Raw genomic sequence first — 19,268 nt, forward strand, 5'->3', positions numbered from 1 at the left:
CCTGTTTTATTCTTTAATTAAAGACAAATCATGCAATCCCAAGATCCTTTTTCAGTTTTTCAAGAAGCATACTATAGTCATCACTCCCTTTTGCTTCATTTATTGACTCTTCAACATCGATTGCCTCTTCCTGGTTGAGCACCATCGAACAATTTGTACAATAGAGGGCCGAACTTGGATTACTTGTTTTACACCGGGGACAAATAACAGGCTCAAGAGTTTTTTCCTGTTTCTGATCCTCGTCAATGAGACCGGCGTTCTCAAGCATCTTCCTCTCGATATCCCCGCCCGACAAGTGAACATAAACTTCAGGCATGTTGGAATTCTTCTCCCATCCGGCAAAAACACGGAGCTCCATTTCGGAAAGTCCACGCTTCCCGCCTTCGTTCTTCACAAGATCCGTTAATCTTGCATGACGGATGGCATGAGGATGAATCCTTTTGTGGACGTTCGCCCTTTGCGCAACTCTCTTCAGCATGTTCTGAATAGTATGAAGATTGAGCCTTTTGTTCCCGTTCCCATATCTGGTGAATGTGGTGAATAAGGGTGCATCCGATCGATCTCTTAAGGGATGTACATTAATCCATGCCTGGAGGTCCGGAACAGAAGATATCAGCCTAAGCCTCCTCATCCCAGTCTTGCCCTTTACAATAACCACAGCACCGTACCTGTCAAATTCTATGTGCCCGATGTTGAGGGATACGATTTCCCCGATGCGGGCCCCGGTATCCCAAAGTAACATTATAATTGCCCGGTCCCTCTGCCGGTCGCAGGCATTCACGAGTTTTTCAATATCGTATCTGGTTAGGAGCTGATCGGTTGGAAGACTTGATCGGACACGCTTTATCTTTACATTTTCAAACATTGCCTCTTCGGTTTCTTTTCCGAGAAGCCATCTGAAAAAAAGTTTGATCTCAAGGATCTCCCCGTTCACAGTAACCTGGCTGCACTCTTTTCTACGTTTGATAAAATAATTCTCAACGTCATCCTGAGTAACCTGCTTTGAATCCTTGAATCCGTTTGAGATGAGGAAATTATAGTTCCTCCAGACCTTTGTCTGAATTGTCTGTTCAGATAACTGCTTTAATTCGAGATGCTTTACATAGCTTTCAAGATATTTTATATTGGCCTCGTCGATAGATGGCAGCTTTTCAAAATATGAGTCCATTATGTTACACCTCCACGACACGGGTTTTAAGTGAAACCTGTGCCAAGTGGATGTAAGAGACTTAAGATCCAGTCATGTAGATGTTCGTGGGTTCGAATCCCATCCCTCGCACTTTTATTTAAAATACACTTATTTAAAATACACTTCTTACCACAGGACAATCAGGATACCCAATACTATCATCATGATAATATTTCTCAATATGATCGATAAAACCTGAATCTCCGCACCTGTCTTAGGCCCGAAGATAGCGGCATAAGATGAACCGTAAAACCTTATTCCCCTTGTAACGCTGGTCAGTATATTTCCGGCGATAAGCGTGATGATTATCTCTTCGGACGACAACGTTCCCGATGCCATCAGTCCCGATGCAACACTCGCCCCTGCGATGAAAGATCCGAATTGTGCCGCAATAATGGCAAATCCTGCAGGGGGAATAGGGAAGTACCTGCCCAAAGCTTGAATATTTTCGGCAATTATATCGAATGCACCCGTATTGATCAATGCAGCAACGAAAATAAGCACAGGTATGCTGATCTTCAGGATATGAACAAGAGGTTTCACAGATGAATGAAGTGCATTCTTTACATGCCGGGCAAATCTAAGCCTCACTTTTTCCTCGACATAACAGATCTCGTAATCCCGCGGTCTCAGCAGAAACCTGCCGGAAATAATCAGGATGAAAGTTTTTATGAAACCGACAAGAGTCAGAATTAAAAAATATACCAGCCCCGTTAATCCAAGAAGCGGAATATAAACCGGAAGAAGATATCGCCAGTGCATTACAATATTCGGAAAAGAATTCATCAGTGCTGCAAGCACCATTTCCTTATGGCTGATAATCCCTTCACGCTCGTATTTTACAAGCATCGCATTGGCAGCCTTAGGAGAGACAAAAGCCATCATGAAAGATATCCCGCAGTCAGGGTGGAGGTTGGCATAATCGGTTATCGGTCTTGAAAAACGTGACAATTTATCCGTAATATTAAAAGAAATTATCAATTCGGCAATAAACACACCCACGGCCATCATCGGAACAGAAGCCAGTATCAGGTCCAAGGAAAGAACCAGTGTATCGATAGTGAATTGATAAAGATCGATCATCTAAAAAAACTCCACATCAGATACTGAAACCAACATATGTGTAACTGAGTGCTACTACTTTAGAGCTTTCATCTTACTTTATTTGCGAAAATAATAGTTATTTACACCAATTTTAATTAATCACCGACTTCGCCGTGACCTGAAAATTTTTACCGGATATACCTGAATAAATTAATTTTGAACTCCCAATATCTTTTTAATTCACCCCGCAATATTCTCTAATACCGTGGTGAAAACTTGACTCCCGAGATCCTCCTAGTGCTGGCAGTCCTTTTGGCAGCGATCATCCTCTTTGTCACTGGCAAATTCAGGAATGACATCAATGCTGTCATAATAATGCTGACCGTAGGCATTCTCGGCCTTGTCAGTCCGCTCGATACAATTTCCGGGTTCGGGAGCAACGCGGTCATCTCGATAATAGGAGTAATGATCCTCGGCTACGGGATCGATCGCACCGGCATAATGGTCGTGATTGCACGAAGAATTATGGAGATCGGGGAATCCAGTGAAAGGAAGATTACGACAATAATTTCATCCGTGCTCGGACTGGTCTCCGCCTTCATGCAGGACCTCGGCTCGGTCGCACTATTCCTCCCTGCCGTCCTGAGAATATCCCGGAAGAGCAAAATTCCCAAATCACGGCTCATAATGCCAATGGGAATTGCGGCAATACTCGGGGGAACCCTGACGATGGTCGGGTCATCACCACTTATACTGTTAAACGACCTGCTTGAGCAGGATGCCCTTGATCCGTTCGGGTTCTTTGCAGTAACACCGATCGGTGCTGCACTCCTTCTTTCCGGGGTCCTGTATTTCATGCTCCTCGGCAGGTACATTCTCCCTTCGAAAGACGAAGCAGAGGAATCGCAGAGACCGCAGGAGGAGCTGATCGAATCGTGGAACCTCCCGGGGAGCATGCACCACTACCGGGTCCCGGAAGGATCGCCATTAAACGGAATGAAAAGGGAGGAGGCAAACCTGAAAAAAGGGTACTCTCTCTATCTCCTTGCCATCACGGAAGGCGATGACGTAATATACGGTCCGTGGAGGTACACCGTCTTTTCCGCAGGAGAGATCCTGACACTCCTCGGAAATTTTGAGGATGCGGAAAGATTTGCGAAGGATTATGCCCTTGAAAGATATGAAGACCAGCAGGAATTAACCGAAAAGGTAGGTGACGAAAATGCAGGATTTGCCGAGATAATACTCAAACCACGCTCGAAACTGATCGGCAAAACCATAAGGGAGATCGCATTCAGGAAGAACTACAGCCTCGAGATAATAATCCTGCTCAGCGGAAACAACCCTAAAAGAGACGACTTTTCCGACACCCCGCTAAAGACCGGGGACACCATCGTAGTATACGGTCCGTGGAACAGGATCGAGGCGATTGGCAGGGACCCGAACTTCGTCCTTCTAACACCCGTTGAAGAGAAAGAGATGAAAACCGGAAAAGGTGCTGTTGCAGTAGGGTGCTTTGCAGGAGGGATAATGCTCTCGTTCGCCGGCCTTCCCATATCGGTTGGCCTTCTTACAGGTGCAATCGCAATGGTCCTCCTCGGGGTAATCGATATGGACGAGGCATATCATGCAGTGGACTGGAAGACTGTTTTTCTGCTTGCAGGACTTATCCCGCTCGGCCTCGCAATGGACCAGACCGGAACCGCCGCATACATTGCAGACTTCATCATCCAGTTTGCAGGGCAGAGCCACCCCATTTTGCTCATGTTTGCAATCGCAATCCTCACGACATTCTTTAGTCTGTTTATGTCAAATGCCGCTGCAACAGTTCTCCTTGTTCCGCTCGTGATATTTATAGGAAGTTCAACCGGACTCGACCCCCGCGGACTTGCACTGCTCGTAGCCGTATGCGCATCTAATTCGTTCATTCTTCCGACTCACCAGGTAAACGCATTCCTCATGAACCAGGGCGGATACAGAAATTCGGACTATATTAAAGCCGGAGGGGGAATGACCGTCCTGTTCCTTGTTGTGGCAGTGGGAATGGTTTATATAATGTTTGCATAATATCTGCAACTATTAAAGGAGGGCCTTGTATACATGCTTCTGAGACACTTTTATGTAGAGAAAATCGCTCACAGTTCTTACCTTATCGGCGGAAACAAAACATGTGCAATCGTTGATCCGGCACGCGACGTCGAAAGGTATATCGATGCAGCGAAGGAAGAAGAACTTGAGATAACCCACGTACTCGAAACGCATCTCCACGCCGACTTCATCTCGGGTCACATCGATCTTGCGGAGAAGACCGGCGCAACAATATATGCCCCGAAGAACGGGAACTGCGAGTTCGAACACGTCGCCGTCGGTGAAGGCTCCACGTTCTCTATAGAAGACATCGAATTTCATGTCCTCGATACGCCCGGACACACGCCCGACTGCCTCGTATACCTTGTAAAGGATCTGTCGAGGGGAGACGAACCAGTGCTGGCATTCACCGGCGACACCCTGTTCGTCGGGGACGTAGGAAGACCCGACCTCTTCCCCGGTCGGGCGGAGGAGCTTGCCGGAAAACTCTACGATAACATAAACAACAAAATTGCAAAGATCCCGGGACACTGTATTGTCCTGCCTGCACACGGTGCAGGCTCCCTGTGCGGGAAGGCAATAGGAACGATGAAACTCTCGACAATCGGATATGAACTGAAATACAACAGGGAGATCCTGATAAAAGATAAAAAAGATTTCATAAGATCGCTTACAGTCGGAATGCCCCCGGCGCCGGATCATTTCGGCAGATGCAGCGAGATTAACAGAAAAGGGCCTGCCCCTGTTGAATCTCTCCCGGAGATCGTGCCGATGAAGCCCCCCGAATTCAGGGAGAAGATGAACGACGGAAAGACCATCGTCGTGAACACAAGGGACTATGCAGCATTCGGCGGCCACCACATCCCAGTAAGCTGGCACATAGATATGAGCGGAAACTTTTCGACATTTGCCGGCTGGGTCCTTCCCCCTGAAAAAGACATTCTCCTTGTAACGGACAATCCGCAGCAGGCGCAGGATGCTGTAATTATGCTCAGGAGAGTTGGGCTGGATCACGCCGTAGGGTACCTGGAGGGGGGAACTCATGCCTGGGTTGCGGCAGGTTACGAGACCGAACATGTCCCACAGCTGTCCGCAAAAGAGGTTCATGAAAAACTAAACGGCGGCGGGTACACTCTCCTGGACGTAAGAACTGAGGATGAATACAGGGTTAAGCACGTTCCCGGCGCAGTAAATATGCTGGCAATGGATCTCAGGACGAGGTACAAAGAACTCGATCCCGAAGAGCCTTTAATTGCAATGTGCCGGACCGGCCGACGGTCGAGCCTCGCATGCAGCATCTTAAAGCAGTATAATTTCAGGAATATCTGCAATGCATCAGGCGGAATTACCGGATACATTGCGGCAGGCTATCTTAAATGAGGTGATGAAATGGAGTGGACACCATATCTCGCGGGAATCGGCATCGGAATACTTAGCTGGATTGCATTTCTGTTATCGGACAAGCCGCTCGGGTGCTCGACAGCCTTCTCGAATACAAGCGGAATGATCGAGAGACTGTTCAGGGGCAAAAAAACAGAGGATAAGGAGTATTACCAAAAATACAAGCTGGGAATTGACTGGCAGTGGATGCTTGTCCTCGGAATAATTATCGGTGTATTCATTACGTCGGTTCTCACGGGGGGGTTCGCAATCGAATGGGTGCCCGATACTTTCGCAGAGAAATTCGGCTATAACCCCCTGTTGAGATGGGTCTTCGCCATAGTGGGAGGAATCGTCATGGGCCTTGGGGCTCGATGGGCCGGCGGTTGCACAAGCGGGCACGGGATAAGCGGGGCATTGCAGCTTGCAATATCCAGCTGGATTGCCGTGATAATGTTCTTCATAGCGGGAATCGCCACTGCGATGCTGATATACGGAGTATTGTGAGGTGGAAAGAATGCTGACGGAAACAAGGAAGAATAAAAGACTCCAGCTTCTCATAGGATTAATAATAGGATTGCTTTTCGGTCTCTTTCTCTATATAGGAGGAGTTACCGAGTACGATGTCATTATCGGACAGCTTCTTCTGACAGACTTCACAGTCTTAAAAGTAATTATGACGGCCATCGTCGTCGGTATGCCTGGCATCTATATAATGAAAGGAAGAGGCCTTGTCAGTCTCCACGTCAGGAAGGGATCAGTAGGATCGACTGTCATCGGGGGACTGATATTCGGAATAGGGTTCGCCATCTTGGGATATTGCCCCGGAACGGTAGCAGGTGCAGCTGGCCATGGATCTATGGATGCACTCTTCGGCGGAATCGTTGGTATATTGATCGGGACCTGGATCTTTGGATCGCTGTATCCCGCCCTGAATAAAAAAATACTCAACAGGGGAGAGTTCAGGCATATGACGATCCCTGAAAAATTCGGGGTGAACCCGTGGTTCGTTGTCATTCCGGCCGTGATCTTTATTGTGCTGGTACTCGCCGGCCTGGAGTATACAGGCTATTAATATTAGTGTACCGTGTACATCGTGCTTCCACCCGGCGGTACCAATAATAAATATTTATTACAACCTCCAATTGGTTTTTATGTCACTAGTGTGGTTCGAGGAACTGATTCACCTGCTGGTTCTGTTTTTTGAATTCGTCGGAGGGCTACTGATAATATACGGCGGAATAGTTGCTACCGCAAAGGTTCTCCTGCTGGAAATTGCAAAAAAATCATATTCATACAACAGGATTCGTCTTGAACTAACAGGAAAGATAGTATTCGGTCTGGAATTCCTGATTGCGGCTGACATTCTTGCAACTATAATCTCTCCTTCGCAGGAAGAGCTTATCATGCTTGCAGTGGTCGTGATTATAAGGACGATACTTGGCTACTTCCTTGAAAAAGAGGCAAAAGAGTTCCAGATTGAATAAAATTTCTTGGTAGACCACTAAATAGAAGACTTTGAATAATGAGTGGCGAGACGAAGAATTAGAAAATTTTAATTTATCATTTGAATGATATCACCGGGGAATTATTTTACAACAGGACCTTTTTCGGTTCACCATTTGATGAAATAAAACAAACAAAATATTGCTGGTTTTTACAAATTAATTCCTCTCCTCAATGCTCTATTAATAAAACTTTTAAATGATATATTCGTAAAGTATAGTGATTGATATTGGAGGGATCCAATACTGTCGCTTAGCGGAAAGCAAACAAAATAATTCATAAATTGGAGGAAAATTGTATGAAGTTGAATAAAGAGGAAGCATTCACCGGTCTAGAGGCTGCAATTGTGCTTATCGCATTCGTTGTTGTAGCGGCGGTATTCTCATATGTCGTACTCGGAGCCGGTTTCTTCACGACACAGAAGGCACAGGAAGTTGTCTATACCAGTGTCGATCAGGCAAGTTCGAGTATCGAGATACTTGGAGATGTATATGGACTCGGAGACAGTGTTGGCCCTACGTACATTGACAAGGTAAGGTTTACTGTAGGTCTTACAGCAGGCGGATCGCCTGTAGATTTCTCGCAGACTACACTGACATACAGTGACAGCACTAACGTTTCCAGACTTGACAGGCAAGGCACTACACTTGTAGTCGAAGCTGATGTTCTTTCCGGACAATGGGGAGTTATCAGAATGGCAAACAACGACAGTAATGACCTGCTTCTTGAAAACCAGGAGCAGTTTACAATCCTTGTCGACCCAATAGATCAGATCGATGCAAATCAGGACTTCGAGATCCAGGTACGCCCCGCGGTAGGTACGGCATATGCGATAGAAAGGTCTGCACCTGCAAGGATTACGGGTGTAAACACCTTATACTGAGGAGATGATGGAAATGAAGATGTTTAAATCAGAAGAAGGATTCACAGGTCTTGAAGCAGCTATTGTGCTTATCGCATTCGTTGTTGTAGCGGCAGTATTCTCATACGTAGTGCTCGGAGCCGGTTTCTTCACCACACAGAAGGCACAGGAGACCGTATATTCAAGTGTCGACATGGCATCATCGAGTATCGAAGTTCTTGGTGATATCTACGGATGGGGAGATAATGAAAGTACCGCGATTGATGGTGTCCAATTCGTTGTAGGGCTGACAGCCGGAGGAAGTTCGGTAGACTTTGCCCAGACTACCCTAGTATTCACAAACACATCGGAGATAGTTGATCTTGAGAGGGACGCAGCTATAACAAGCAGTTCATCAAGCGTAGTAAACACATCTGCAAAAGGTGATCTTGTCGCCGATACATGGTATATCACAGACATCCAGAACAACGAAAGTGGAGATGGCGGAGCACTCCTTGAAAACCAGGAACAGTTTACAATCTTCGCAAAACTTGGAAAAGCAGTTGTAACTCCAAATGAAGCATTCACGATAGAGATTAAGCCGCCCACAGGTGCATCATACGCAATAAACAGGAAGGGCCCTGCAAGAATCACTAACGTGAGTATTCTCTACTAAAAATCTTTTTTTGACGGAGGGAGAGGAGATTATGCAGGGGTATCGCTCTTACGACGCCTTTACAGGTCTTGAAGCCGCTATTGTTCTCATCGCTTTCGTCGTAGTAGCAGCACTATTCTCCTATGTTGTTTTAGGAGCAGGATTCTTTACTACACAAAAAGCGCAGGAGACTGTCTATTCCAGCGTCGGCATGGCTTCATCCAGTATGGAAATACTCGGAGATATTTACGGGAACAGTACCGGAGACGGTGGTGTAAATGCCGAAATAGATGGAGTTATGTTTGTCACAGGGCTTACAGCAGGCGGAAGTTCCATAGACTTCTCAAGGACCACGATCACTTATTCGAATAAGGATAACGTAACATTAGTTCAACGCTCATCATCGATCAACAGTACATCACCAAATGTAGTAGTGGACAAATCAACAGTCGGACAGAACGAATGGGCGATTGTTGACATTCAGAACGATGACAGTGACAAAGGTGCACTTCTTGAAAATCAGGAACAGTTCACAATATATGTTAAACTGGATACTCCAAATTATATCAGCAAAAACGAGGATTTCAGTATTGAAATCCGACCTGATCAAGGTGCGGCATACTCTATAAAAAGGACTGCACCGGCAAGGGTCTACAAAATGAATGTACTGTATTGAGGTAAACACCTCAATGCTGAACTACTTTTTTATTTCAAACATAGAGTTAACAGGAAATATTTCCCCAATAAAAGCATAGTCATATGCAATATTTTTCATAGATAACACTACAGTAAAAAAAGACTTTTAAATAGTAAATATTAAATGATTAGTAACTATGGCAGTTAATCAGTCGCAGGTAGATCATATATTATCAACCGCATCTGCTGATGATCCGGAAGTTAAACTTCAAAACCTTCAGGATGAAGTTGATCTCCTAAAAAAATCCGTAAAAAAACTCCTCATCGACTTACGTGAAAGGATGAACGAAATGGATAACCCTTTCATTGTGGCGCCTAATCTTCCCCCATTAGCCGAACTGCCTGAAAAAAAGGTTGAAGAACTTCCTGAACCATTTGAAGAAGAAAAAGGAGACCCTGATATTAAAGAAATAACGGATATCAAATCAGCAGACACCGAATCCGCTTTGGAAGCAAAGGAAGAGATCCTTTCAAACCTCCATGAGAGATTTGAAGATATAAGGACAATGGCCCAGCCGGTACCGGCTGGAACAAACCCGGCCGAGAGACCCAGGCTGCAAAAATTACACCAATTGTTCGAGTGGATCTCCAGGATGGTAAAGAAATACGGCCATGACCGCCTGGAGATCATGACAGGAACTTATCATGAAATGGGATATATCAGCGATGATGCCTATAGGCAGATAAATGAAATAGCCAGATTAATGCCGGAATCCATCGGGGAGTTTCATGAAATCAGTTCAGAGGAGTTTGTATCCGAGCTTTACCTTCTAAACAGAATATTAATACCTGAGGATTCCTCACTGGACAGGGAGATGATAGAAGTAATAATGGAGAAGAAAGAAACTGAAGTAATTGAGACAAAGAAGGAATCAAAAGATGATTCCGGATATGAAGAGGACTGGATTGAACTCCTTGAGAAGGTTTGAAGTGTTTTTAAATGTCCAGTGAAACATTTGCGACGGCAATATTCCTGATTACAGCCATAGTTGCAGCAGCTGTATTAATAAATGCTTTTTTCCCGATAATTTACCAGGCCTCATCTACATTCTCCGAATCATCCCAATCTGCTGACGAACGCTTGCGTACAGAGGTCAAAGTAATCAATACATATGCAAACCATTCATCGGATCCAAATGCGGAAGTCTGGATCAAAAATATAGGATCTGCGAGGATTGCAAAGAACGACATCGATGTATCCGACGTATTCTTTGGCCAGGAGGGTGATTTCGAGTATCTCTTACTTGATCTTTCGGGAACTGTCGATGACGGAGAATGGAGTTACACCGTTCTGGAAGATACTGTCAATGACTACTGGGACCCCAGGGAAACTCTGCGGATTGATATAAACAGCAACAAAATTCCAGGCACCAGTGGCCAGTATGTCTATTTCCAGTTTGTACTCCCTTCCGGCGTATCGGTAGCTAAAACATTTACAACGAGTGGTTAATGTGGCCAGTGCGTCTTTAGTTGCAACAGCCTTTGCTTTGATAATGCTGATAATAACAGCATATTTTCTGGTAGGGGTCGTATTAACGACAGCCGAGGTTGTATCAACCGCACAGGCGGATCAGATTAACCAACAGGAAGAAAGGGTCAGGACCGCTATAAATATCAATAACACCTCAATCGAGTCAGGATCAATAATATACGCAGAAATCGAAAATATGGGGAGTGTTGTCATATCAGACATTAAATATATGGATGTCTATACAATTAATGGTAAGTCCTCTCCAATATATTATTCTCAGGGTACAGGGACAGGTACCTGGAGTAAAATATCAATAGAACCGGATATTATTAATCCGGGACAATGGGATCCGAAAGAAGTAATGAACATTTCAGTAACCTACCCCGGAAGTGATCCCCCTGTCTGGATCCAGGTGACAACGCCGAACGGGATATCGGATTCAACATATATATAAAAGGTGATCATATTGGGAGATTCAGAAAAAAAATCGCTGGGTGACCTCCTTGGCGGAGAGGAAAGGGAGATCCTCTCTACAGGAAACCCCGAGATCGACAAAAAACTTGCAGACGGTTTGCCCCTTCAGTCCCTGACATTAATTGAAGGAGAGAATGATACCGGCAAGAGTGTCATAACGCAACAGATTATCTGGGGAGCCATGAAAGCCAGCCTGAATGTCGATCTTTATACATCTGAAAATACCTCAAAAAGTTTCCTGAACCAGATGCAATCAATGAGTCTGGACATCTCCGATTATTATGCCTGGGGTTATCTCAAGATCTATCCTATGCATACGATAGGTTTTGAATGGGGGGAGGATGAGATGAGCGGAATCCTGAAAAGGATCATTGCCAAAATCAGAAATAGCGACGCTGATGTCATAGTAGTCGATTCATTAACGCTTCTGACAGAATCCACATCCCAGACCGACCTTCTGGCCTTCCTTACAAGTTGCAAAAACCTTGTAGACCATGGAAAGACAATTCTGATTACTCTTCATACATATGCATTCGAAGAGGATACACTTGTCCGTATAAGATCAATCTGCGATGCACATTTATTCATGAAAAAGGCCCTTGTCGGAGATAAATATGTCATGGTTATGGAAGTCGTAAAGGTCAGGGGTGCACGGAAAACCACAGGCAATCTGGTTTCATTCGAGGTGCATCCCGGATACGGAATGAAGATTATTCCGATCTCCAGCGCGAGAGTCTGAAGATTAAAGGGGATTTAACAGATGGGTGCTCTAAGTGCAAATATAAACCTGCCATTCCAGCCTGAAGAAGTAGACGAGGAAGAGGATATCTATTCCAACTATGAATCTTCCTCTCTTTTCAGGATGCTTCCTGCAAATGCCAAGGAGTACGTAGCAAAAAGCCCCCATCTTCTCGAATATCTCCAGATGTTTCCTGTGAACCTTTATGGGATTCCCCTCTTCTTCTCCGAATTAAAGAGAGAAGTAAAAAGCATGGAAAACCCGAACATCATCTACCCCGTTGATGAATTCACCTTTATTCATATCTTCCCCGATCAGGACGATGTCAGAAACTTTTACATTCCAATTGAACCGTCCTTCATGCATACTGTAGCAGAAGCAATGCCGATAATCGAGAAAAAGATGGTTGACATTATTGATGCTCTCGAAGAGGACCCTGTTACCGAAGAAGAAAGAACTGAGGTACTGAAGAAGGTTTTAAAGGAAATAATTTATGTTAAAAAACCGGACGAGTCCTTGGACGATATAACCGCTCTTGAAGGAGGAGATACCGGAGTCAAAGACAAAATCGTCAAATTTTTAAATACCGATTTTTCAGCCAAAACCGATAAAAAAAACCTTGAAAAACATAACGTCAAAGAAACTCCCGATGGGAAAGTGATCCTGACGCTGGCAGAATACAGGTCCATAGAGTATCTCCTGATTCGTGATAAAATCGATATGGGAATTTTGAAGCCATTTCTATCCGACCCCTATATTGAAGATATTACCTGTGATGGTGTCGGGCCGATATTTATAGAGCACAAGATCTTCAAAGGACTTAAATCCGTTGTTGAATTTACCAATTCGGATGAGATCGATGATTTTGTAATAAAGATGGCCGAACGAATCAAAAGGCCGATAACATACAGGAATCCTATTGTCGACGCCACCCTCCCTGACGGCTCGCGTATCAACATAGTCTACGGTACCGAGGTCTCAAAGCACGGCAGTAATTTTACGATTCGTAAATTTGCAGAAGAGCCTGCAAGTATTCTCCAGTTGATCGAATGGAAGACGACCGACTATATGGTTGCCGGCTACCTGTGGATGTGCATCGAGTTCGGAATGTCGCTATTCATGAGCGGTGAGACTGCGAGCGGAAAAACGACAAGTCTCAACGCACTTACGGCATTCATTGCCCCTGAAAGCAAGATCGTTACAATTGAGGATACCCCTGAACTTACCGTACCTCATAAAAACTGGACAAGACAGGTCTCCAAAGGGAAAGGAAAAGGTGAAGGAGGAGAGGGAGAAGTCACGATGTTCGACCTTCTTCGTGCCGCTCTTCGTCAGAGGCCGAACTATATCCTTGTCGGAGAAATTCGTGGTTCGGAAGGAGCGGTCGCATTCGGAGCAATGCAGACCGGCCACCCTGTCATGAGCACTTTCCACGCGGCATCCGTCGAAAAACTGATACAGCGTCTCTGCAGTGATCCGATCAATATTCCAATGACGCACGTAGACAACCTAAACCTTGTCATTATCCAGAGTGCCGTTACAAGGCCGAACGGTGATAAAGTCAGGAGGATGCTCAGCATCAACGAACTGGTAGGCTACGATCCGGATACGAAAGGGTTTTCATTCATCGCCATGTTTGTCTGGAACCCGACAACCGACGAATTTGAATTCCCGGGGAAAGGGAGCAGCTACCTGCTGGAGAACAAGATCGCCACGATGCTCGGTGTACCTGAACACAAAAGGTCCGAGATCTATTTCGAAGTAGAGAAAAGGGCACGAGTCCTCCAGAGACTGCATAAGGCAGGATATGTCGGTTTTTGGGATCTGTATCATATGATGACAAAAGTCAAAAAGCAGGGCCTCCTGAAGATCGATATTTAGGCAGCAAACATGTTCGAAAGCACTATAGAGAATCTCAGGGAAAAGAACGGGGGAAAACTGCCATTTGAAGATACTTTGGGAGATCTGTTCAAAAAAATAAACGATATCAGAGATAACAAGAAAATGGGAAATGATCTCCTTTTCATGATCACTTATATGGCATCGATTATTCATGCCAATGTTTCAAGACCGGAGATTTTTGCATATACTGCCGAAAGAAAAGAATACCTGCCCTCAAAAGCTATGAAAAGAGTGGAGTGTTTTGTCAAGAGGTGGAATTACAGTTATGCCGAAGCACTCCTTCTCGTAGCAGATCGCGTAAGAAATAAGATGCTCGAGAGCCTGTTCAACAGGTTCGGAAACTCCATCGAATCGGGTGTTCCTGATGAAGAATTCCTTACTTCGGAGCTTGGGACTGTCAGAAATGTCTATAGGAACCATTTCGAACAGGGTATCGAGATGCTGAAAAAATGGGGCGACGCATATATCGCACTTATGCTTTCTGCAACCATTGTAAGCATTATTATCATGGTCTCGGTTGCGATCTACGCCCCCGACGATCTCGAATCAACCCTCAACTCATCTTATTTCCTGACAATAGGGGTCTCCGCCTTCGGCCTGATTACAATGTATAAATCAATCCCCGACGATCAGAAAGCACACGGACTTGAAGACGGCGGCAGTTATGAACAGAACCTGATCGCAAAATTCGAACGGATTATTATCCCTGTAACTCTCCTGATTTCAATTATAATGCTTTTCCTTGGTATCAATTTTGGTGTTATCTGCATCCTAGTTGGGCTTATGCTCGGACCGATTGGTTACCTTGGATTTAAAGACGATCAAAATATCATAGCAAGGGATGAAGATTTCACTGTATTCATCAGGGGGTTGGGAGCAATCATGGGGGGTATGGGCATGACTGTAGGACCTGCTATGTCAGAGGTCGACAGGAAATCACTTTCTGTACTCGGACCGTTTATAGACGGAGTTTATTCAAAACTCAACCTTGGTCTTGATGAAAAACTCGTATGGACCAGATTTATAAAAGACTGTGGAAGCAACCTGATCTATAAATATCTGGGAATCTTTCGCGATTCGGTAGATCTTGGTGCGGGACCTTCGGAGGTATCACAGATCGTAAGCGGATCGATGCTCGAACAAACACTCCTAAGGCAGAAACGTGAGATGCTCGCCACGAGCTTTATTGTTCTGCTCATACCCATGCATATAGCGATGATTGCCATCTTCACTTTCCTGTACAGCATCCTCATTACTATGTCACGTGCAATCACGAGCGTTATGACAACATTTACTGATACTGCTGCCGCCCTGAGTTCGTCCACATCCTCCCTGGGAGGATCAATGGTCAGTTCTATAAACATCTTTACTAATTTTCCCGAAGATAAAATGCAGACTTTCCTGATAATTAGTATAATGATTATCACCATAGCAAACATTCTTGCAGGAAAAATCGTTAAAGGAGGTCACCGATCAATGCTGTACTTTTTCGGAAGCATTTTAATTGGTCTGACGGGAATAATATATATAGTAACTCCGGTAATAGTAGCGGCTTTATTTACAATCCCAGGATTTGAGGCGATTTAATGGTTTCTATGAACGACTCCACAAGAAGACTGATAATGATGCTGACCATAATTTTTGCAGGGACAGCAGTAACATTTCTTGAATTAAGCCCAATCCTCGTATTCCTGATATCCATTATAATCGGGGTTGTGATGCTCTTCGGACTTAATATCCTATCCTTTGAAGAACTGAAAGAGGATATTTTATCATTCAAAGAAAGACTCAATCAACCTATATCCCTTAAAAAATCCAAAACCGATAAAAAAACCGGAGATCTGAAAAGTAGTCCAAAGAAAAAGAAGGAAACTGATACAAAAAGCAATAAAGATAAGAAAAAAAGAGAGATTCCTTTCTCCGGCCTTATTGAAAAACTGCCATTTAAAAAAGAGAAGAAGGAAAAATCCGAAGGAACTCCGGATAAAAAATCCCCATTCTCAGGACTGTTTTCCAAAATAAAATCAAAAGACGGCAAGGATGATAAAACCAAAAAAATTGATGAACTGCTTGATAAAACGATAAACGAACCTGTAGTCGGGCCTGGCAAAACAGAAGATTCTGCCGTAGCGGCGGCTGAAGTAGGCGAGGATGATTTTTCTGATTTCGACGATCTGGACCTGGGGCTTGAAGATGAAGATTCGGATTTCGGATTAGGAGATGGGGGCGAGATCCCGGAACCTGAAAGCAAAAGTGCTTCGGCTGCTGCAGGCATGGAGGAGGACATACCCGACTCGGCAATCGCCGAAATTCTTGCCAAGGAAGGTATAGAATTCGATCTCGAATCAGATGACGAATTCCCTGAACTTTCTGGGGATGAAGATAGCGCAGAACCTGATAAGGAGAGCGGCAGGAAGGGATTGAGTGATTTCGACGAACTTGACAGTGATGTTTCAGGACTTGATCTTGAAGACGAGGAGATGGATGAATTCGATCAGATTGACCTCGACGAAATAGAGCCCGAAGAGGATCTGGATTTCGAAGAGGAGGAGGATTCTATAGAGATCGGAGATTCAGAGGAAGAAACACAGGAAGTAGTAGTTGCTCCCCCGGAAGAATCGGACGATCTATTCGCCGCTCCGCCTAAGGAATGGTCGCAAACCAAACAGGGTGCGGGTTCTGAAGAATTACCTGTAGACGAACCATTATCACTCTCCTTTGGCAGCGGAGGAGGTGGACTGGATGATGACGATCTCTTCGCAATGCTCAAGGCTGATACGAAAAAAGCGGTTGTCGTTCAGGAACTCAGTCTTGTCAGGGATTTAAAGGATACTAATGTAGACAGCACAGAACTGGTAGATGAACTGCAATCTGTACTCTACGGTCTGGGAGTAAAGGTTGAAAAGATTGATGGTGAAGGAAATTCAAAACCTGAACATATAAATGAAGATGAATCCGGGGTTTGAATAATGACAGAGACTACTTTAAAACAGGTCCCTGTAAAGATAGAACACGGCGGGAAATGGATATCTGCGAAAATCGGAGTTAACGAAGAGAGAATACTATTTCCTGACCCTATATCTGCAGAAATAAAAATTAAGGCGATAGACGACCTTGAAGAAAAAAAGAATATTATCACGATCAGTACAAAAAAAGGAGAATCCTACAAGATTGCATCAATCCCTAAAGTACTCCAGATATTGAAAAAGACAATAATCATGGGTTGTTCGGCATACAGGCTCATGGCATATTTCATGTCGCCCGCAATACGGGGGGGTGTCATGGTAAGCAACGCCTCCTGGGAGAAAGGTGCAATTGCGGTTTTAAAAACAGGGATATGGTTCGTAAGCAAGAACAAGCAGATCTGCATACCTCTTGATGAAGTAACAGGAATCGAACTGACAAAAAGAGAAGTGCAGGGCAAAGACAATGATGTTGTACAGATTGTAAATATAGAAGACGAAGAGGTTGTAACGAGTTTCGTTCTCTGCCCCCTTACAACTCTCCAGATCCTGTTCAACTACCTGAAAGATGCCACGAAAGGTACCGAGGTAAGTGCAGGCGATGTGGATGATGTTTCTGCTCAGGTCGCAATGCTTGTATATTCAGGTATGGACTCCCATGCAATTGAAAAGATGGTGAATATTTCTCATAAGGAGATTGAAAAAATATACGACAAACTCATCAAGCAGGGCCTTGTGGAAGTCGTCATGACAAGGCGTGAGGTCAAACTTACTACAAAGGGCGTAAGATTTGTAAATGAGGCAGTAAAGACATAAATGTTTGCTTCAATCTCTTTTTTCGAAATATTTTTCCGATATAACCATGCATTTTTCGATAGTCTTAATAGCGGTTGTAGAAGAACTTATATTGATTCATAATGGGAAGGATTTTAGTTGTAGATGATACCATGTTCATGAGAACACTATTGAAAAATATCCTCTTTTCAGGCTCTCATGATATCGTCGGCGAAGCTGAGAACGGAGAAGAGGCTGTTGAAAAATACAAGAGCCTTAAACCTGATCTCGTCACGATGGACGTTGTAATGCCGAAGATGAACGGCATCGAAGCTTTAAAAGCAATAATGGCTGAAGACCCTTCGGCCAAAGTAGTTATGTGCACCGCCGTGGGACAGGAACAGATGGTCAAACTTGCAATAAAATCCGGAGCAAAGGGCTATATCGTGAAACCTTTCCAGGCTCCAAAGGTATTGGAAGAAGTGAACAACGTATTGAATTCATAAAAGCAATGACCGTTGTATGATAAGAGTTCTTGTTATAGATGATTCCGTATTTATGCGGACGGTCCTTACAGACCTGCTGGGCAGAGACCCTTCGATCGATGTAGTAGGTACGGCAGAGGATGGCAGAGATGCACTCAAAAAAATAGAGGACCTGTCTCCGGACGTAATCACACTGGATATCCAGATGCCGAACATGAACGGGATAGAGGTTTTGGAAGTACTCCAGTCCTTCGAAAATCCTCCGAAAATCCTTATGCTTTCAACTCTGACTTCCAGGGATGCAGAACTGACCAAGAAAGGTCTGGATCTTGGTGCGGACGATTTCATGCTCAAACCTAAGAATCTCGGTAAAATCCGTGGAATCGAACAGGAACTCATATCTAAAATCAAGCATCTGATAACTATCCCTTCCATAACGGAAAAACCAAGGATTATCCAAAAGCCTGCAGAAAACCTTGTCATGATAGGATCTTCAGCAGGCGGTCCCCCGATGCTTGACTCGGTTGTATCTTCTTTAAAAGAAGATCTTAATGCAGCAGTGGTGATAACACAGCATATGCCTGCCGGCTTCACTGCATCCCTTGCCGAAAGACTGAACAGGATTTCGCCGCTTAAAGTCAAAGAGACGGAGAATGCCGAACTGCTTCAAATCGGATGCATATATGTTTCAAAAGGTGGTTTTCACACAATTATCTCCGCAAACCCTTTATCAAACGGAAAGATGGGCGGAAAAATTACCCATTCGAAAGCTCCTCCTGTCCATGCGGTCAGACCTGCTGTTGACAAAACATTCGCCTCAGGGGCTAAAGTATTCGGAAAAAAGACCATGGGGGTAATATTAAGCGGCATGGGAAGCGACGGAGGAGAAGGGATGGAATATATAAAAAATGCCGGCGGGCGAGCGATAGTCGTTAAAGAGGAGGACTGCCTTGTCTACGGCATGGCAAGGTCTGCACTCGAAAGAAACAGCGTAGACAAAGTATTGTCACTTAAATCAATTCCCAGGGATATATCGAAATATATAGCGTCAATAGAGTGAT

20 protein-coding genes are annotated in these 19,268 nt (G+C 44.5%); 18 read left to right on the forward strand and 2 right to left on the reverse strand.

All coding sequences use genetic code 11. The annotated features are described in order from the left end of the window. Positions 1 to 28: 28 nt before the first annotated feature. Together METPAY_RS13430 and METPAY_RS13435 are read right to left on the reverse strand one after the other, a co-directional pair. Positions 29 to 1,168 carry a tyrosine-type recombinase/integrase gene (locus METPAY_RS13430; protein ID WP_048153064.1) on the reverse strand — a complete coding sequence of 380 codons (1,140 nt, stop codon included), beginning with the start codon at positions 1,166 to 1,168 and terminating at the stop codon, positions 29 to 31. A gap of 147 nt (positions 1,169 to 1,315) precedes the next feature. Further along, positions 1,316 to 2,272, reverse strand: a complete 957-nt coding sequence (locus METPAY_RS13435) for a nucleoside recognition protein (protein ID WP_048153065.1) — start codon at positions 2,270 to 2,272, stop codon at positions 1,316 to 1,318. Between the two features lie 237 nt (positions 2,273 to 2,509). On the opposite strand from METPAY_RS13435, the gene METPAY_RS13440 reads away from it, so the two are divergent. The 18 genes from METPAY_RS13440 (at position 2,510) to cheB (ending at position 19,267) form a co-directional block, all read left to right on the forward strand. Beyond that, the gene (locus tag METPAY_RS13440; RefSeq protein ID WP_048153066.1) at positions 2,510 to 4,300 is read left to right on the forward strand and encodes an SLC13 family permease; all 1,791 of its coding nucleotides are present in this window, start codon (positions 2,510 to 2,512) and stop codon (positions 4,298 to 4,300) included. A gap of 33 nt (positions 4,301 to 4,333) precedes the next feature. Further along, entirely contained in the window at positions 4,334 to 5,701 is a 1,368-nt protein-coding gene (locus METPAY_RS13445) for a rhodanese-like domain-containing protein (protein WP_048153067.1), read from the forward strand. Between the two features lie 9 nt (positions 5,702 to 5,710). Then, the gene (locus tag METPAY_RS13450) at positions 5,711 to 6,208 is read left to right on the forward strand and encodes a YeeE/YedE thiosulfate transporter family protein (RefSeq protein ID WP_048153068.1); all 498 of its coding nucleotides are present in this window, start codon (positions 5,711 to 5,713) and stop codon (positions 6,206 to 6,208) included. Between the two features lie 10 nt (positions 6,209 to 6,218). Further along, entirely contained in the window at positions 6,219 to 6,776 is a 558-nt protein-coding gene (locus METPAY_RS13455) for a YeeE/YedE thiosulfate transporter family protein (RefSeq protein WP_048153069.1), read from the forward strand. Positions 6,777 to 6,855: 79 nt separating this feature from the next. Then, a complete protein-coding gene (locus METPAY_RS13460) occupies positions 6,856 to 7,188 on the forward strand; it encodes a DUF1622 domain-containing protein (protein ID WP_048153117.1) in 333 nt (110 codons plus the stop codon). Between the two features lie 317 nt (positions 7,189 to 7,505). Next, positions 7,506 to 8,090: an archaellin/type IV pilin N-terminal domain-containing protein gene (locus tag METPAY_RS13465; RefSeq protein WP_048153070.1), complete on the forward strand. Its 585-nt coding sequence runs from the start codon at positions 7,506 to 7,508 to the stop codon at positions 8,088 to 8,090. Between the two features lie 13 nt (positions 8,091 to 8,103). After that, positions 8,104 to 8,724 carry an archaellin/type IV pilin N-terminal domain-containing protein gene (locus tag METPAY_RS13470; RefSeq protein WP_048153118.1) on the forward strand — a complete coding sequence of 207 codons (621 nt, stop codon included), beginning with the start codon at positions 8,104 to 8,106 and terminating at the stop codon, positions 8,722 to 8,724. A gap of 10 nt (positions 8,725 to 8,734) precedes the next feature. After that, positions 8,735 to 9,379, forward strand: a complete 645-nt coding sequence (locus METPAY_RS13475; protein WP_306413941.1) for an archaellin/type IV pilin N-terminal domain-containing protein — start codon at positions 8,735 to 8,737, stop codon at positions 9,377 to 9,379. A gap of 157 nt (positions 9,380 to 9,536) precedes the next feature. Further along, the gene (locus tag METPAY_RS13480; RefSeq protein ID WP_048153072.1) at positions 9,537 to 10,328 is read left to right on the forward strand and encodes a FlaD/FlaE family flagellar protein; all 792 of its coding nucleotides are present in this window, start codon (positions 9,537 to 9,539) and stop codon (positions 10,326 to 10,328) included. A gap of 11 nt (positions 10,329 to 10,339) precedes the next feature. After that, a complete protein-coding gene (locus METPAY_RS13485) occupies positions 10,340 to 10,849 on the forward strand; it encodes a flagellin (protein ID WP_048153073.1) in 510 nt (169 codons plus the stop codon). Next, entirely contained in the window at positions 10,842 to 11,324 is a 483-nt protein-coding gene (locus METPAY_RS13490) for a hypothetical protein (RefSeq protein WP_245611651.1), read from the forward strand. The genes METPAY_RS13485 and METPAY_RS13490 overlap by 8 nt, the downstream gene beginning before the upstream one ends. Before the next feature lie 12 nt (positions 11,325 to 11,336). Then, positions 11,337 to 12,083: an ATPase domain-containing protein gene (locus METPAY_RS13495; RefSeq protein ID WP_048153074.1), complete on the forward strand. Its 747-nt coding sequence runs from the start codon at positions 11,337 to 11,339 to the stop codon at positions 12,081 to 12,083. A gap of 21 nt (positions 12,084 to 12,104) precedes the next feature. After that, a complete protein-coding gene (locus METPAY_RS13500) occupies positions 12,105 to 13,964 on the forward strand; it encodes a type II/IV secretion system ATPase subunit (protein WP_048153075.1) in 1,860 nt (619 codons plus the stop codon). A 9-nt stretch (positions 13,965 to 13,973) separates the two neighbouring features. Then, positions 13,974 to 15,572 carry an archaellar assembly protein FlaJ gene (gene flaJ / locus METPAY_RS13505; RefSeq protein ID WP_048153076.1) on the forward strand — a complete coding sequence of 533 codons (1,599 nt, stop codon included), beginning with the start codon at positions 13,974 to 13,976 and terminating at the stop codon, positions 15,570 to 15,572. Then, positions 15,572 to 16,951: a hypothetical protein gene (locus METPAY_RS13510; protein ID WP_048153077.1), complete on the forward strand. Its 1,380-nt coding sequence runs from the start codon at positions 15,572 to 15,574 to the stop codon at positions 16,949 to 16,951. The genes flaJ and METPAY_RS13510 overlap by 1 nt, the downstream gene beginning before the upstream one ends. Before the next feature lie 3 nt (positions 16,952 to 16,954). Next, positions 16,955 to 17,764 carry a CheF family chemotaxis protein gene (locus METPAY_RS13515; protein WP_048153078.1) on the forward strand — a complete coding sequence of 270 codons (810 nt, stop codon included), beginning with the start codon at positions 16,955 to 16,957 and terminating at the stop codon, positions 17,762 to 17,764. A 101-nt stretch (positions 17,765 to 17,865) separates the two neighbouring features. Further along, positions 17,866 to 18,228: a response regulator gene (locus METPAY_RS13520; protein ID WP_013329989.1), complete on the forward strand. Its 363-nt coding sequence runs from the start codon at positions 17,866 to 17,868 to the stop codon at positions 18,226 to 18,228. Between the two features lie 16 nt (positions 18,229 to 18,244). After that, on the forward strand, positions 18,245 to 19,267 hold the full coding sequence (gene cheB / locus METPAY_RS13525; protein ID WP_048153079.1) for a chemotaxis-specific protein-glutamate methyltransferase CheB: 1,023 nt from the start codon (positions 18,245 to 18,247) through the stop codon (positions 19,265 to 19,267). Position 19,268: the final 1 nt, after the last annotated feature.

This window comes from Methanolacinia paynteri, assembly GCF_000784355.1.
Classification (GTDB): domain Archaea; phylum Halobacteriota; class Methanomicrobia; order Methanomicrobiales; family Methanomicrobiaceae; genus Methanolacinia; species Methanolacinia paynteri.